Source organism: Streptomyces sp. NPDC054794 (genome assembly GCF_053611585.1).
In genome coordinates this window covers 78,228-92,957 of the sequence record NZ_JBSHAQ010000032.1, presented here as the reverse complement: position 1 = coordinate 92,957, position 14,730 = coordinate 78,228, and the positions used below count along the sequence as shown (strand labels likewise).

The 14,730-nt window shown below is 73.0% G+C and carries 14 protein-coding genes; 7 read left to right on the top strand and 7 right to left on the bottom strand.

What is annotated here, in order from left to right; all coding sequences use genetic code 11:
• Window position 1 precedes the first annotated feature (1 nt).
• Window positions 2–382, top strand: a complete 381-nt coding sequence (locus tag ACWGKT_RS29980; RefSeq protein ID WP_453276145.1) for a DUF742 domain-containing protein — start codon at window positions 2–4, stop codon at window positions 380–382.
• A 27-nt stretch (window positions 383–409) separates the two neighbouring features.
• Here the strand turns inward: ACWGKT_RS29980 and ACWGKT_RS29975 are convergent, their stop codons facing one another.
• On the bottom strand, window positions 410–952 hold the full coding sequence (locus ACWGKT_RS29975) for a Repetin (protein WP_453276144.1): 543 nt from the start codon (window positions 950–952) through the stop codon (window positions 410–412).
• A 306-nt stretch (window positions 953–1,258) separates the two neighbouring features.
• Between ACWGKT_RS29975 and ACWGKT_RS29970 the strand changes: the two genes are divergently transcribed.
• The gene (locus ACWGKT_RS29970) at window positions 1,259–2,047 is read left to right on the top strand and encodes a carbon-nitrogen hydrolase family protein (RefSeq protein ID WP_453276143.1); all 789 of its coding nucleotides are present in this window, start codon (window positions 1,259–1,261) and stop codon (window positions 2,045–2,047) included.
• Between the two features lie 70 nt (window positions 2,048–2,117).
• Window positions 2,118–3,830, top strand: a complete 1,713-nt coding sequence (locus tag ACWGKT_RS29965) for a flavin monoamine oxidase family protein (protein WP_453276142.1) — start codon at window positions 2,118–2,120, stop codon at window positions 3,828–3,830.
• 33 nt (window positions 3,831–3,863) lie between these two features.
• Here the strand turns inward: ACWGKT_RS29965 and ACWGKT_RS29960 are convergent, their stop codons facing one another.
• Both ACWGKT_RS29960 and ACWGKT_RS29955 read right to left on the bottom strand, forming a co-directional pair.
• Entirely contained in the window at window positions 3,864–4,793 is a 930-nt protein-coding gene (locus ACWGKT_RS29960) for an LLM class F420-dependent oxidoreductase (RefSeq protein ID WP_356144958.1), read from the bottom strand.
• A 58-nt stretch (window positions 4,794–4,851) separates the two neighbouring features.
• Window positions 4,852–5,568 (bottom strand): DUF5995 family protein, encoded by a 717-nt coding sequence (locus tag ACWGKT_RS29955; RefSeq protein ID WP_453276141.1) that lies wholly within the window; start codon window positions 5,566–5,568, stop codon window positions 4,852–4,854.
• Window positions 5,569–5,741: 173 nt separating this feature from the next.
• On the opposite strand from ACWGKT_RS29955, the gene ACWGKT_RS29950 reads away from it, so the two are divergent.
• Window positions 5,742–6,866: a glycoside hydrolase family 6 protein gene (locus ACWGKT_RS29950; protein ID WP_453276140.1), complete on the top strand. Its 1,125-nt coding sequence runs from the start codon at window positions 5,742–5,744 to the stop codon at window positions 6,864–6,866.
• Window positions 6,867–6,891: 25 nt separating this feature from the next.
• On the opposite strand, the gene ACWGKT_RS29945 is transcribed toward ACWGKT_RS29950, so the two are convergent.
• Complete coding sequence (locus ACWGKT_RS29945) at window positions 6,892–8,286, bottom strand: uracil-xanthine permease family protein (RefSeq protein ID WP_453276139.1); 1,395 nt, start codon at window positions 8,284–8,286, stop codon at window positions 6,892–6,894.
• A 122-nt stretch (window positions 8,287–8,408) separates the two neighbouring features.
• On the opposite strand from ACWGKT_RS29945, the gene ACWGKT_RS29940 reads away from it, so the two are divergent.
• Window positions 8,409–9,668, top strand: a complete 1,260-nt coding sequence (locus ACWGKT_RS29940) for an alginate lyase family protein (RefSeq protein WP_453276138.1) — start codon at window positions 8,409–8,411, stop codon at window positions 9,666–9,668.
• Window positions 9,669–9,799: 131 nt separating this feature from the next.
• Window positions 9,800–10,258, top strand: coding sequence for an acyl-CoA thioesterase (locus tag ACWGKT_RS29935; protein WP_453276137.1), 459 nt, complete (start codon window positions 9,800–9,802; stop codon window positions 10,256–10,258).
• Here the strand turns inward: ACWGKT_RS29935 and ACWGKT_RS29930 are convergent.
• On the bottom strand, window positions 10,218–11,441 hold the full coding sequence (locus ACWGKT_RS29930; protein ID WP_453276136.1) for an MFS transporter: 1,224 nt from the start codon (window positions 11,439–11,441) through the stop codon (window positions 10,218–10,220). The two genes, ACWGKT_RS29935 and ACWGKT_RS29930, sit on opposite strands and share 41 nt — an antisense overlap.
• A 142-nt stretch (window positions 11,442–11,583) precedes the next feature.
• On the opposite strand from ACWGKT_RS29930, the gene ACWGKT_RS29925 reads away from it, so the two are divergent.
• Complete coding sequence (locus tag ACWGKT_RS29925; RefSeq protein WP_453276135.1) at window positions 11,584–12,831, top strand: ROK family transcriptional regulator; 1,248 nt, start codon at window positions 11,584–11,586, stop codon at window positions 12,829–12,831.
• Between the two features lie 48 nt (window positions 12,832–12,879).
• On the opposite strand, the gene ACWGKT_RS29920 is transcribed toward ACWGKT_RS29925, so the two are convergent.
• Window positions 12,880–13,635 (bottom strand): SDR family oxidoreductase, encoded by a 756-nt coding sequence (locus ACWGKT_RS29920; RefSeq protein WP_453276134.1) that lies wholly within the window; start codon window positions 13,633–13,635, stop codon window positions 12,880–12,882.
• Between the two features lie 103 nt (window positions 13,636–13,738).
• Complete coding sequence (locus tag ACWGKT_RS29915; RefSeq protein WP_453276133.1) at window positions 13,739–14,626, bottom strand: RNA polymerase sigma-70 factor; 888 nt, start codon at window positions 14,624–14,626, stop codon at window positions 13,739–13,741.
• Window positions 14,627–14,730: the final 104 nt, after the last annotated feature.

Genomic DNA, 14,730 nt, shown 5'->3' with positions numbered 1-14,730 from the left:
TGTGTCCGACGACCACTGGTACGAGGACGAGACCGGGTCGATGGTGCGCCCGTACACCGTCACCCGGGGCCGCACCCGTCCCTCGGACCGCCACACCATCGACCTGATGTCGCGGGTCACCGCCCTGGAGGCCGACGGGGTACAGCCGGGTGTCGACCACGCCGGCGCCACCCTCCTCGACCTGGTCCGCCGGGGCGCCCGCCCGGTCGTCGAGCTGGCCGCCGACGCCGACCTCCCGCTCACGGTCGTCCGCGTGCTGCTCGGCGACCTGGCCGAGGCCGGTCTCGTCCGCATCGACGAGCCCCGCCGCGCCTCGGCCACCGGCCCGTCCGCCGACCCGCAACTGCTGCGGGAGATCGTGGAGCGGCTGCGCGAGCTGTGAGCCGCTTCGGGAGCCGTAGGGCCTGCCCTAGAGCTTCGGCTCCCACGGCACGACCGTGTAGTCGCCCGTGCCCCGCCTCACCCTCTCGAACGGTGCCGACCCCACGCACTTGGGCAGGTCCGGGGTGTCCACCGGGCTGCCGACCGAGGCCCAGCTGTAGCCCAGCCGGTCGTGCCGGCCGAGGTCGTGGACCGTGATGCCGACCCGCTTGCCCTTGGCCCCCGGCAGGTCCGAGGCCGTGATCACCCCGGACACGACGGCCACCTTTCCGCCCGTGACCAGGCAGTCCACCCGGGCCCTGGCCCACGCCCCCTTGCCGTGCAGGTAGTGGCTCCACTCGAAGGTGCCGGTGGCCTTGAGGGGGTTGTCGTGGTGCGCGGCGGCGAGGTGCGCGTCGAAGGAGAACGTGATGTCGTCCCCGGCCGAGCGGTACAGCTTCGCGGTGCCGGTGAGCGCCGCGGCCTCCCGTTGCGCGTGCCCGCCCTGGCCCGAGGCCACGGCCGATCCCGCCGCGCCGGCGGTGATCAGCAGGGCGCACGCCATGGCGGCGATCTTCGTACGGCTGTTCATGACGGTCCTTTCCACAGGTCGGACGCATGATCTGGACGGTCATCACTCTCCCGGCGCCCGGCCCCCGGCACATCGCGCCGTGGACGTCACCCGGCTTCCGCCGTCCGGCGGACCGAACCGCCTGTGACCTGCGCCTCAGGGATGACCGGGGATCCGCCGCGGGGCGCGCAACGAATCGCCGTCCGGCCCGTGGTGCACGCAACGAACCGCTCACCGGCGCGCAACGGCTCCTTCTTGTCCGGCCGAGGCCGCCGACCGTACCTTCTAACTGGCCCCCAAACCCCTCCGTACCGGTGAGGAACACGCATGCGCACCGCCCTGCTCCAGAGCTCCGGCCGCCCCGGCTCGACCGTCGAGAACCTCAAGGTCCTCGACGAGGCCGCGGGCCGCGCCGCCGCCGCGGGCGCAGCGCTGATCTCCACGCCGGAGATGTTCCTCACCGGGTACGCGATCGGCGACGACATCGGCCGCCTGGCCGAGCCCGCCGACGGCGACTCGGCCGACGCGATCGCCGAGCTCGCCTCCCGGCACGGCCTGGCCGTCGCCTACGGCTACCCGGAGCGCGACGGCGACGCGGTGTACAACTCCGTCCAGCTGATCTCCGCGGACGGCACCCGCCTCGCGAACTACCGCAAGACCCACCTCTTCGGCTGCTTCGAGCGCGACCACTTCACCCCGGGCGACCAGCCGGTCGTCCAGGCCGAGCTGAACGGCCTGACCGTCGGCCTGATGATCTGCTACGACGTCGAGTTCCCGGAGAACGTCCGCGCCCACGCGCTGGCCGGCACCGACCTCCTCGTCGTCCCGACGGCCCAGATGCATCCGTTCCAGTTCGTCGCCGAGTCCCTCGTCCCGGTGCGGGCCTGGGAGAACCAGATGTACGTGGCGTACGTCAACCGGGTCGGTCCGGAGGGCGAGTTCGAGTTCGTCGGCCTGTCCGTCCTCGCCGGTCCCGACGGAGTCGCCCGCACCCGGGCCGGCCGCGGCGAGGAGCTCGTCCTCGCCGACGTCGACCCCGCCTTCCTGGCCGCCTCCCGCGAGGCGAACCCGTATCTGCAGGACCGCCGCCCCGGCCTCTACGGGTCGCTCGTCTGAACCTCCCGATCCCCCGAACCTCCCCCTGGAACTTCCCCCGAGTTCTTCCCGCGCAAGGAGTCCGTACCCCATGACGTCCACGGTGCCCAACGCCGTCCAGCACGCCGACGAGCAGCAGCCGCCGATCACCATGTTCGGCCCGGACTTCCCGTACGCGTACGACGACTTCCTCGCCCACCCGGCGGGCCTCGGCCAGATCCCCGCGACCGAGCACGGCGCCGAGGTCGCGATCATCGGCGGCGGTCTGTCCGGCATCGTGGCCGCCTACGAGCTGATGAAGATGGGCCTCAAGCCCGTCGTCTACGAGGCCGACCAGCTCGGCGGCCGGCTGCGCACCGTCGGCTTCGAGGGCTGCGACGAGTCGCTCAACTGCGAGCTGGGCGCGATGCGCTTCCCGCCGTCCTCCACCGCCCTGCAGCACTACATCGACATGGTGGGCCTGGAGACCAGGCCCTTCCCGAACCCGCTGGCCGAGGCCACCCCGTCCACCGTCGTGGACCTCAAGGGCGAGTCGCACTACGCCGAGACGATCGACGATCTGCCGCAGGTCTACCGTGACGTCGCCGAGGCCTGGAACAAGTGCCTGGACGAGGGCGCCGACTTCTCCGACATGAACCGCGCCATGCGCGAGCGCGACGTGCCGCGCATCCGCGAGATCTGGGCGAAGCTCGTCGAGAAGCTCGACAACCAGACCTTCTACGGCTTCCTCTGCGACTCCGAGGCCTTCAAGTCCTTCCGGCACCGCGAGATCTTCGGCCAGGTCGGCTTCGGCACCGGCGGCTGGGACACCGACTTCCCGAACTCCATCCTGGAGATCCTGCGCGTCGTCTACACCGAGGCCGACGACCACCACCGCGGCATCGTCGGCGGCTCCCAGCAGCTGCCGGAGCGCCTGTGGGAGCGCGAGCCGCAGAAGATCGTGCACTGGGCCCACGGGACCTCCCTGAAGTCCCTGCACGAGAACGGCGAGCCCCGCCCGGCCGTCACCCGGCTGCACCGCACCGCGGGCAACCAGATCACGGTGACCGACGCGAACGGCGACATCCGCACCTTCAAGGCGGCCGTCTTCACCGCCCAGTCCTGGATGCTGCTGTCCAAGATCGCCTGTGACGACTCGCTCTTCCCGATCGACCACTGGACGGCCATCGAGCGGACCCACTACATGGAGTCCAGCAAGCTCTTCGTTCCGGTGGACCGGCCGTTCTGGCTGGACAAGGCCGTCGACGACAGGGGAAATCCGACCGGCCGGGACGTCATGTCGATGACGCTCACCGACCGCATGACCCGCGGCACCTACCTGCTGGACGACGGCCCGGACAAGCCCGCCGTCATCTGCCTCTCCTACACCTGGTGCGACGACAGCCTGAAGTGGCTGCCGCTGTCGGCGAACGAGCGGATGGAGGTCATGCTGAAGTCGCTCGGCGAGATCTACCCGAAGGTCGACATCCGGAAGCACATCATCGGCAACCCGGTGACCGTCTCCTGGGAGAACGAGCCCTACTTCATGGGCGCGTTCAAGGCCAACCTGCCCGGCCACTACCGCTACCAGCGCCGCCTGTTCACGCACTTCATGCAGGACCGGCTGCCCGAGGACAAGCGGGGCATCTTCCTCGCCGGTGACGACATCTCCTGGACGGCCGGCTGGGCCGAGGGCGCGATCCAGACCGCGCTGAACGCGGTCTGGGGCGTCATGCGCCACTTCGGCGGCGAGACCGACGCGACCAACCCCGGGCCCGGCGACGTCTACGACGAGATCGCGCCGGTGGAACTGCCCGAGGACTGATCGGGAACGTGCGACGTCGGCGCGGCCGGCGGGTCAGACTCCCGCCGCCCGCGCCTTCTCGTACACCTCGGCGGCGACGTCCTTGAGTTCCTGGGCGTCCTGCGGGGTGCCCTGGAGATCCAGGAGGATCTCCTCCAGACCGATGGCCGCGTGCGCGACCAGGTCCTCCACGATCTGGTCCGCGTCGCCCTGGAACGGCCGGCGGCCGTCGCCCTCGTACCGCTTGGCCGAGTACGTGGCGTTGACCCGCAGGACCGACTGGATCGGCTCCTTGCGCCCGCGTTCGGCGGCCAGGTCCTGCAGCGCGGCCCACTGGGCGGCGATCTGCTCGACGCCCATGCCCACCGGAAGCCAGCCGTCGGCGTGGTCGACGAGCCGGGTCAGCGCCTTCTTGTTGCTCGCCGCCAGCAGGATGGGGATCGGCCGGGCGGGCTTGGGTCCGACCACGGCCGACTCGATCTTGGTGAGGCGGCCGTCGTAGCGCACCGGGTCGGGGCCCCACACCGCGCGGCAGACCTCCATGATCTCGTCGAGCACCTTGCCGCGCTCCGCGATCGGCCGGATGCCCGCGGCCGCGTACTCGTCCAGCGACCAGCCCGTACCGAAGCCGGCGATCACCCGGCCGCCGCTCGCCGCGTCCAGCGTGGCCAGGGACTTGGCCAGTTGGAACGGTTGGTGCAGCGGAGCCACCAGCACGCTCGAACCCAGCCGGACCCGCTCGGTCACCGCGGCGGCCAGGGTCAACGTGACCAGCGGCTCGGCCACGCCGCGGTACGAGTCGGGCCAGGGGAGTCCCTCGACGCCGTACAGCCCCTGCGTGGCCGGCTCGGGGAACAGCGCCCGTTCGAAGACCCACAGACTGTCGTAGCCGATCCGCTCGGCGGCGCGTGCCACGTCGGGCACGTCCTTGCCGACGGCGTACTGGCGCATCTGGGGAAGACTCAGGCCGAGCCTGGTGGCCATACCGGTGCTCCTTCGAGGTCGGGTGCCTGTCGTTCAACGTACAGCTATCTCAAGGGAGTTACGGGGCAGGGCGCGCCCGGTGGCCGGATCGGCACGGCAGTGGCGTGAGAAGCATGCGTCCCGCGAACCCCACGGCCGCGTCCAGGCGCTCGGTGAACTCCTCGGCGACGTCCTCGAACCGGCGCAGCGCCCACAGCGCCCGCGCGGCCGACCAGGTGGCGTCCCGGGCGCGCTCCAGACTCCACGAGCCGAGCAGATGGGTGAGCGGGTCGGCGATCTGCAACAGGTCGGGACCGGGCATCAGATCCTCGCGGATGCGCTCCTCCAGCGACACGAGGAGTTCGCCCACGCGGTCGAACTCGTCCTCCAGCTCGGCGGGTTCGCAGCGCAGGGTACGGCAGGCGTCCACGACGGCGAGCGCCAGGTCGTGGCCGATGTGCGCGTTGATGCCCGCGAGCGCGAACTGCAGCGGACGTACGCCGGGATGGCGGCGCAGCTGGAACAGCGGCCGCCAGCAGGCCGGCGGACGGCGGTCGTCCGCCACCGCGTCGACAGCGGCGAGATACCGCTGCGCGAACCGTACGTCCAGGGCGGTCGCGGCCCGGGAGTCCGTGAACTGCCCGGCGTCCAGCCGCCGTTCCACCTCCTCGGTGACGGCCAGGTAGACGCGGTTGAACACCGCGACCCCGTCCCCCGCGGGCAGGGCCTCGTCGAGGGCGCGCATCCGGGCGACGACCGTGTCGACAGACGGGGAGAAGTGTTCCAACTGCGCCATGGGGGAAGGGTCCCAGCCCTAGGCTGACCGGCGTGCCGACGGGCCCGACGCTTCCCCGGAACGGGGGAACGCCCCCGTCGGGCGGGAGGGGGAACAGCAGCGTGTCAGGCTTACGGGCCCGGCGCCTGGCAGCACGCAGGGCCGAGCGTGGGCGCGCCGTGCGGCGACATGCCATGGCCGTGGCGGCCTCGGTCGTGGTCGCCGTCGGCACCGCGACCGGGATGCTCTCGGCCCTCGACGGCGGACGCGGCTTCGACGAGGCCGGGCCGGCGGTCACGCGCTCGCCGAGCCCGGTGCCGCTGCCCGCCGTACCGTCCGCGCCGGTGACGACCAAGGCGTCCGTCTCCGCGACCCCGGCGCCCTCACCGGTACGGACGCGGAGCCCCGCCGCCGCCCCGACCCGCACCGAGAGGAAGCAGCGGACCGCCCCCGTGACCACGCTCCTGTACCGCCATCCCGACTCCCAGGTCCTCGACTGGGTCCGCTCGCACCCCGACGACCCGCGCGCCGCGCTCATCGGGTCCCGCATCGCCGACCGGCCGGCGGCGGTCTGGTTCGCCGACCACACCCCGGACACCATCGCCGCGCGGGTGCGCGCGGTGACCTCGGGGGCGGCCGCGCAGGGCCGGGTGCCGGTGCTGGTCGCGTACGCGATCCCGGACCGCGACTGCGGCGGCGCCTCGCAGGGCGGCGCGCCCGATCTCGCCGCGTACGACGCGTGGATCGACGCCTTCGCCCAGGGGCTGGGCTCCGGGGAGGTCGTCGTCGTCCTGGAGCCGGACTCGATAGCCCAGTCGGACTGCCTCCCGGCCGCCGATCGCGCCGCGCGGTTCGCCTCGCTGGCCCGCGCGGGCCGGGTCCTGAAGGCCGCCGACCCCAGGGCGCGGGTCTACTACGACGCGGGCCACTCCGGCTGGAACCCCGCCGCCCAGCAGGCGGCCCTGCTGCGCGAGGCGGGCGCCGCCTCGCCGGACTCCTCCGACGGCGTCTTCAGCAACGTCTCCAACTTCCGCACCACGTCCGACGAGATCGCCTACGACCGCGAGGTCCTCGACGCGCTCGGCGGCCCGCCGGGCCTCGGCGCGGTGATCGACACCAGCCGCAACGGCAACGGCGCCCCGCCCGACGGCCAGTGGTGCGACCCGGCCGGCCGCAGGATCGGCCGCGCCCCGACCCTCCACACCGGCGAGGCCCGCATCGACGCCTACCTGTGGGTGAAGCTCCCGGGCGAGTCGGACGGCTGCAAGGGCGCCCCCGGCACGTTCACCCCGTCGTACGCCTACGAACTCGCCCGCTGACGGCCGCCTGCCGCTTGCCGCTTGCCTAGGATCCGGCGCCCTCGGCCTCCTCGTCGTACGACGACGTCCCCTCGTCCAGGAGGGGTTCCTCCTGGATCTTGAGGTGGGCGGGGGCCAGGGCGCGCAGGGTGTGGTAGCCGGTGATGACGACCAGGGTGCCCAGGGCGATGCCGCTGAGCGAGAAGTCGGCGCCGAACTTCATGGTGACGTTGCCGATGCCGATGATGATGCCCGCGGCGGCCGGCACGAGGTTCAGCGGGTTGCGCAGGTCGACCCGGGCGTTGGTCCAGATCTGCGCGCCGAGCAGGCCGATCATGCCGTACAGGATGACGGTGATGCCGCCGAGGACGCCGCCCGGGATCGCGGCGACGACGGCGCCGAACTTGGGGCAGACGCCGAAGAGCAGCGCGAAGCCGGCGGCGGCCCAGTAGGCGGCGGTCGAGTAGACGCGGGTCGCGGCCATCACGCCGATGTTCTCGGAGTACGTGGTGTTGGGCGGGCCGCCCACCGCGGTGGACACCATCGACGCCACGCCGTCGGCCGAGATCGCCGTGCCGAGCTGGTCGTCGAGCCGGTCACCGGTCATCTCGCCGACCGCCTTGACGTGTCCGGCGTTCTCGGCCACCAGGGCGATCACGACCGGGAGCGCGACGAGGATCGCCGACCACTGGAAGGACGGGCCGTGGAAGGACGGCAGCCCGATCCAGTCGGCCTTGCCGACGCCGGAGAGGTCGAGCCGCCAGTGGTCGGTGACCTTGCCGCTCGCGTCCGCCGAGTGGATCTTCCCGAAGATCAGGTCGAAGGCCCAGGAGATGGCGTACCCGAAGACCAGACCCAGGAAGATCGCCACGCGGGACCAGAAACCACGCAGACAGACGACCGCCAGACCGGTGAACAGCATCACCAGCAGGGCCGTCCACTGGTCCTGCGGCCAGTACGTGGACGCGGTCACCGGAGCCAGGTTGAAGCCGATCAGCATGACCACCGCGCCGGTGACGATCGGCGGCATCGTCGCGTGGATGATGTGCGCCCCGAAGCGCCGCACCGCGAGACCCACCAGGAACAGCGCGACGCCGACCACGAAGACCGCGCCGGTCACGGTGGCACTGGTGCCGCCCTGCGCCCGGATCACCGCGGCCACGCCGACGAAGGAGAGCGAGCAGCCCAGATAGCTCGGCACCCGGCCACGGGTCGCGAGCAGGAAGATCACGGTGGCCACGCCCGACATCATGATCGCGAGGTTCGGGTCGAGACCCATCAGGACGGGGGCCACGAAGGAGGCCCCGAACATGGCCACCACGTGCTGGGCGCCCAGTCCCACCGTGCGGGGCCAGGAGAGCCGCTCGTTCGGGCGTACCACCGCGCCGGGCGCGGGCGTGCGCCCGTCGCCGTGCAGCTTCCAGCGCACGCCGAGATCCATGGTGGGGCTTCGCTTTCTCTGTACGTGAAGATGGTCCGCACCATTGTCAGGGGTACCTGGCGGTTCTACGCTCGCACGGTCCTACTCATGAACTGCGTTCACATTCATGATCGGAGTGCTGGATGAGTGGAAGATCCCGAGCGGCCGTCCTGCTGGCGGCGGTGCTGGCCTTCGGTGCCGTCCTCGTCCCCTCGGCGCAGGCGGCCCCCAAGGTGCCGAAGACGGCCGTCCTCGACGGCGCGGCGCTGCAGCGGACGAAGGTCCGCCTCGACCAGGGAGACCCTCAACTGCGCCGCGCCCTGCGCGACTTGACCGCCCGCGCCGACACCTGGCTGGACCGGGGCCCCTGGACGGTCGTCGACAAGCCCAAGCCGGCCCCCGGCGGCGACGTCCACGACTACCTGAGCCAGGCCCCCTACTGGTGGCCCACCACGGCCCCGACCGCCGACAACCCCTGGGGCTGCCCGTACGTCCAGCGCGACGGGCAGCGCAATCCCGAGGTCGACAGCGGCACCGACCGCCAGGACGTGGAGAAGGTCTTCGACTCGACGTACGACCTCTCGCTCGCCTGGTACTACACGGGGAAGGCGCAGTACGCGCGCAAGGCCGGGCAGATCCTGCGCACCTGGTTCCTCGACCCGGCCACCAAGATGAACCCGAACCTGAACCACGCCCAGTTCATCCCGTGCAAGTACGACGGTCGGGCCATCGGCATCATCGACTTCTCGCAGTCGTACACCAGCGTCGTCGACGCCGCCGCCGTCCTCGCCACCGGCGCCCCGGGCTGGACGTCCGCCGACCGCTCGGGCATGGCACGCTGGAACGCCGACTTCCTCGGCTGGTTGCGCGGCAGCGACTTCGGCCGCCAGGAGGGCGCGGCCGGCAACAACCACGGCACCTTCTACGACATGCAGCTCGCCGCCCTCGCGTACGCCGTCGGCGACAAGGACCTCGCCCGGCGCACGGTCCTGGACGCGCGGGCCCGGCGCATCGACCCACAGATCGCCGGCGACGGCAGCCAGCCGCAGGAGCTCGCGCGCACCAGGAGCTGGCACTACTCGACCTTCGACCTGGTCGCCTACACCCGGCTCGCGGCCATCGGCCGGCACGTCGGCGTGGACCTGTGGGCGTATCGGGGGCCGGAAGGGCAGAGCATGTTCAAGGCGGTGGACTATCTGTTGCCCGCCGCGACCGGCGCCGCCGCCTGGCCGCATCCCGAGCTGGAGTTCTACCGGTACGCGGCGAGCGACGTCGTGCACGCGGCGGCGGACGCCGGGGACGCGGCGGCGCGGCAGGCCGTCCCGAAGCTTCAGGCGCCGCCCGGCGGTGATGTGTGGGCACTGCGGCCCGCCGCCGAGCAGCTGGACTCGATAGCGGGCTGACCAGGGACCTTCCCGGCCTGGGTTCCTGAGCGCTCGCTTAGGATGGGGTCGTCCCGCCCTCCCCAGGGGCGTCCCCACCCTCCCCCAGGGGCCGCCCAGCCGCCCCACCGCACCGCCCAGGAGCCCTGCCCGTGACCGCCGAAGCCCCCATGGCGCCAGCCGTCTCCTACGGCCGGCTGATCCCCGTCACCGTCCACTTCGACGACCTCGACGCGCTCGGCCTGCTGCACAACGCCCGGTACCCGCTGATGGTCGAGCGCGCCTGGACCGACCTGTGGCACGCCCACGGGTTCCGCTTCGAGGGCGACTGGGTGGCCGCCGGCGACGCCTGCAACGCGGTCAAGGAACTGCGCATCGGCTACGAGGCCCCGGTGACCCGGCCGGGCGCCTACGCCGTCCACCTGTGGCTCGAACGGCTCGGCACCACCGGCCTGACGTACGGCTTCCGGTTCTGCTCGGCGGACGGCGCGGTGACCTACGCGCACGGCACCCGGGTGCTGGTCCGGCTGGACGCGACGACCCTGCGTCCCACGCCGTGGACCGAGGCCTTCAGGGCCGCGGGTCGGGAACTGCTGCGGCCCGCCGACTGACCTCGCGGCGGCCGCCCGGGTCGCCGGTGCGCAGCACGCCCGCCAGCACCGCGAGCCCGAACGCCAGCACGGTGACCAGCCCGAACGACACCACCAGGTTCGTCGCCTGGGCCACCCCGCCGATCAGGCTGGGCGCCACCAGCCCCGAGGTGTAGGTGATCGTCGCGACGCCCGCTATGGCCTGACTGGGGTTCGGGCCACTGCGCCCGGCCGCCGCGAAGCACAGCGGTACGACCACCGCGATACCGAGTCCCAGCAGCGCGAACCCGGTCATGGCCACCGCCGGATGGCCGGCGACCACGATCAGCAGCCCGCCGAAGGCGGACAGCACCCCGCCCGCCCGGACCGTGCGCACCGCGCCGAAGCGGTTCACCACCGCGTCCCCTGCGATCCGGGCCACCGCCATGGTCAGCATGAAACCGGTCGTCGACGCCGCCGCCAGCCCCGCGGAGCTGTCCAGCCGGTCGCGCAGGAACACCGCCGACCAGTCGAGGCTCGCGCCCTCGGCGAACACCGCGCAGAAGCCGACCGCGCCGATCAGCAGTGCCGACCTCGGCGGCAGCGCGAACCGCGGCGGGGGCTCCTCGTCCTCGGCCGGCTGCAGGTCCAGCACCTGGCCCGCGGCCAGCACCCCGAGCACGGTGAGGACGGCGGCCGCCAGCGCGAAGTGCAGGCGGGCGTCCGAGCCGAGATGGGCGGCGAGCGTGCCGGCGGCCGAGCCGATCAGGGCGCCCGCGCTCCACATGCCGTGCAGCCCCGACATGATCGACCGGCCGAGCAGCCGCTCGACCTCCACGCCCAGCGCGTTCATCGCCACGTCGGCCATGCCCGCGCTCGCGCCGTAGGCGAACATCGCCAGGCACAGGGTGTACAGGTTCGGCGCGTAGGACGGCAGCACCAGGGACAGGGTCCACAGCGCCATCAGCCCTTGCAGGGCCGTACGGCTGCCGAAGCGGTGGCTGATCCGGCCGGCCAGCGGCATCGAGCAGGAGGCGCCGAACGCCGTGAGGGCCAGCGCGATGCCGAGCTGCCCCGCGCCGAGCCCGGCGTGCTCCTGGATCCACGGCACGCGGGTGGCGAACGAGCCGGTGACGGCGCCGTGCACGGCGAACACGGCCGCCACGGCGTACCGGGCGCGCCGCACGTCGTGCCGCGGGTCTCGTTCGTCGAACACGTCACTCATCTTCCAGCCCCTCCCCGGGTGAGTGTGATCCGTCGTACGCCAGTACGCCTCATCGGCCCGCCGTAAACTATCAGGGACCCTGCCTGATAGATAGAGAGTCACGGGCCGGTCCGGGGAGCGCCGATCTGGGAGGATGCCCGTCATGCCCGCATCACCGAGCACCGCCCGGGCCATCAACGACCGGCTCGCCCTGCGGCTGTTGCAGCAGGAGGGCCCGCTGACGGCGGGGCAGCTGAAGCAGCTGACCGGACTGTCCCGGCCGACGGTCGCCGACCTCGTCGAACGCCTCACGGCGTCCGGTCTGATCACCGTGGTCGGGGAGTCCGGCGAGCAGCGTCGCGGCCCGAACGCGCGGCTGTACGGCATCGTCGCGGACCGGGCGCACCTGGCCGCGCTCGACGTGCGGACCGAGAGCGTCTCCGTGCTCGTCTCCGACCTGCTCGGCCGGGTGCTGGCCGAGGCCGCCGCGCCGATCGGCGGGGACGCAGGGACGGGGCCCGCGGTGGAGCAGGCGGTGGCGCTGGTGGAGCGGGCGGCGAAGGAGGCCGGGGCCGACCGGCTGCACACCGTCGGCATCGGCGCGCCGGGCTTGATCGACCCCGCGACGGGCGAACTCCGCGACTCGGCGAGCCTGCCCGCCTGGCACCGGCGCCTGGTGGCCGCGCTCCAGGAGCGTCTGCCCGAGGCCCGGGTCAGCGTCGAGAACGAGACCAACCTCGCCGCCCTGGCCGAGCAGCGGGAGGGCGCCGCCCGGGACCGGGAGACCTTCGTGCTCCTGTGGCTCGGCCACAGCCCGGGTGCGGCCGTGGTCCTGGACGGCACCCTGCGCCGCGGGGCCTCCGGCGGCACGGGCGAGATCGGCTTCCTCCCGGTACCGGGCACGGCAGCCCTCCCGTCGGCCACGGACTGCGCGGGCGGCTACCACTCCCTGGTCGGCGCGGCGGCGGTGACGGAACTGGCGGGACGGTACGGGCTCGGGACGGAGCCGCGCGTGGGCGGGGCGGAGGCGGACCCGTCGACCGTGGATCCGTCAGCCGTGAACCCGTCGGCCGTGGACGCGCCGACCGCTGCGGCGGTGGTCCGGGATGCGGTCGCCGTGGGCTCGGGCGCCGCCGCCCGCTTCCTGGACGCCCTGGCCGATCGCATCGCCGTCGGTGTGGCGTCCGTCGTCGCCGTCCTGGACCCGGGGTGTGTGGTCCTGGGCGGCGAGGCCGGGCAGGCGGGCGGCGCGGTGCTCGCCGCCCGGGTCGAGGAGCGCATCCGCCGGATGTCCCCGCTGCTCACCGAGGTCCGCGCGAGCACCCTGGGCGGCACGGCCGTCCTGCGCGGCGCCCTCCTGACCGCCCGCGAACGGGCCCAGGACGACCTGTTCACACCGCCCACGCGCTAGCCCCCGGGGCGGGGGAGCGGCCCGAACTCCGGCCCGACACCGACCCCGTCATCGATCGGCCCCGCCCCCGAACCGGCGCTCCAGGTACTCCGCGAAGGTCCCCTTGCCCACCGCGTGCTCCGGTGCGAGGTGTCCGCCCTCGCGGAAGGCGCGGTACGTCCCGCCGAAGAGCGGTGTGTTCAGGACCGCGCGGCGGCGGCCGGTCGCCTTCAGGTACGTGCGGGCCAGCGACTCGAACGTCCGCACCTCCGGTCCGCCCATGTCCGCGACCCGCCCGGCCGGCCCGCCCGACGCCAACTCGGCCAGCCGGTCCGCGACTTCGGCCACCTCGACGGGCTGGTCCGACACACCGGCGGGCAGCAGCAGGACCGGCGACTTGGCCAGCGCCCCGAACAACTGCACCAGCAGATCGTGGAACTGCGTCGCCCGCAGCACGGTCCACCCGAGGCCCGACTCCTGCACCAGCTTCTCCACGGCGAGCTTGGACCGGTAGTAGCCGAACGGCACCCGGTCGACGCCCACGATCGAGATGTACACCAGGTGCTCCACCCCGGCCCGGCGTGCCGCGGCGATCAGGTTCTCCGCCGCCCGTTCGTCACCGCCCTTCGGCGAGCTCGCGCAGTGCACGACCGTCCGCACCCCCGCGACGGTCTCGTCGAGCCCGGCACCACCCTCCCGCAGATCGACGGCGTACGGCCGACTGTGCCGGCTGAGCACCCGCACCTCGTGGCCGTCCGTGCGCAGCCGCTCCGTGACGAGCCGCCCGAGCGTTCCGGTCCCGCCGGTCACCAGGATCGTGGTCATGCTGTTCAGTCCCTCCGGACGCCGGGGCGCCCCGGGACGGAGCGCCCTTCGTCAGCTGGGACCGAACAGCGGCGGCGGATGTGACAACCGCGCGGCACATTTCTCAGGGGCGGCCCAGCTGACGTCGTACGAAGCGCAGCTTGTCCGGGTTCATCACGGCCCGCGCCTCGGCGATCAGCCCGTCCCGCAGCTCGAAGGAGACCACCGCGACCAGGACGTCCCCGGCCCACGCGACCAGCGCGCTCGCGCCGTTGACCTCGGCCGTCGCCAGGGCGAAGCCCCCCTCGGAGCGCCGGGCCAGGCCGGCCAGGAAGCGGACGATCTTGTCCCGGCCCTCGATCGGCCTGCGGGCCGCCGAGACCTTGCCGCCGCCGTCGCTCCACCAGGTCGCGTCGGCCGCGAGCACCTTCTCCAGGCCGGCAAGATCACCGTCCCGGGCCGCCGTCAGGAACGAGGTGACGAGCTCCCGCCGACGCTCGGGAGCGGGTTCGAAGCGGCTCTCCGGCTCGGCCACCCGCAGCGCGGCCCGGCGGTACAGCTGGCGGCAGTTGGCCTCGCCGAGGTCCAGCACGTCCGCGATCTCGCGGTGCCCGTACCCGAACGCCTCCCGCAGCACGTACACCGCGCGCTCGGTCGGGGTCAGCCGCTCCAGCAGGACCAGCAGCGCCATCGACACCGCGTCCCGCTGCTCCGCCGACTCCAGGGGCCCGAGCGTGCCGTCCGAGGTGAGCACCGGTTCCGGCAGCCAGGCCCCGACGTACCGCTCGCGGCGGGCGCGGGCCGAGGTCAGCCGGTTGAGGCAGAGGTTGGTGACCGTCCTGGCGAGCCAGGCGGCCGGGTGCTCGATGTCCGCGCGGTCGGCGCCCGCGAAGCGCAGGAACGCGTCCTGGACCGTGTCCTCGGCCTCCTCCGCGGAGCCCAGCATCCGGTAGGCCAGGCCGAACATCCGCGGGCGGTGGCTCTCGAACTCGTCGGCGATCGGCGTCGTCATGGCGCCCACCCTGCCAGAGGCCTGCCGGAAGGCCGCCTGCCGGACGGCCGGGAGACCCGGCGGCGGGCAAGGGCCGTCGTCACCGCCACCGGGCCCGCCCGAAC

Excerpts from the sequence above, each read along its gene's own strand:
- ACWGKT_RS29970 (WP_453276143.1), top strand. The coding sequence starts at position 1,259 with ATGCGCACCGCCCTGCTCCAGAGCTCCGGCCGCCCCGGCTCGACCGTC.
- ACWGKT_RS29920 (WP_453276134.1), bottom strand. The coding sequence starts at position 13,635 with ATGACCACGATCCTGGTGACCGGCGGGACCGGAACGCTCGGGCGGCTC.
- ACWGKT_RS29960 (WP_356144958.1), bottom strand. The coding sequence starts at position 4,793 with ATGGCCACCAGGCTCGGCCTGAGTCTTCCCCAGATGCGCCAGTACGCC.
- ACWGKT_RS29930 (WP_453276136.1), bottom strand. The coding sequence starts at position 11,441 with ATGAGTGACGTGTTCGACGAACGAGACCCGCGGCACGACGTGCGGCGC.
- ACWGKT_RS29975 (WP_453276144.1), bottom strand. The coding sequence starts at position 952 with ATGAACAGCCGTACGAAGATCGCCGCCATGGCGTGCGCCCTGCTGATC.
- ACWGKT_RS29950 (WP_453276140.1), top strand. The coding sequence starts at position 5,742 with ATGGCCGTGGCGGCCTCGGTCGTGGTCGCCGTCGGCACCGCGACCGGG.
- ACWGKT_RS29965 (WP_453276142.1), top strand. The coding sequence starts at position 2,118 with ATGACGTCCACGGTGCCCAACGCCGTCCAGCACGCCGACGAGCAGCAG.
- ACWGKT_RS29955 (WP_453276141.1), bottom strand. The coding sequence starts at position 5,568 with ATGGCGCAGTTGGAACACTTCTCCCCGTCTGTCGACACGGTCGTCGCC.
- ACWGKT_RS29915 (WP_453276133.1), bottom strand. The coding sequence starts at position 14,626 with ATGACGACGCCGATCGCCGACGAGTTCGAGAGCCACCGCCCGCGGATG.
- ACWGKT_RS29945 (WP_453276139.1), bottom strand. The coding sequence starts at position 8,286 with ATGGATCTCGGCGTGCGCTGGAAGCTGCACGGCGACGGGCGCACGCCC.
- ACWGKT_RS29925 (WP_453276135.1), top strand. The coding sequence starts at position 11,584 with ATGCCCGCATCACCGAGCACCGCCCGGGCCATCAACGACCGGCTCGCC.
- ACWGKT_RS29940 (WP_453276138.1), top strand. The coding sequence starts at position 8,409 with ATGAGTGGAAGATCCCGAGCGGCCGTCCTGCTGGCGGCGGTGCTGGCC.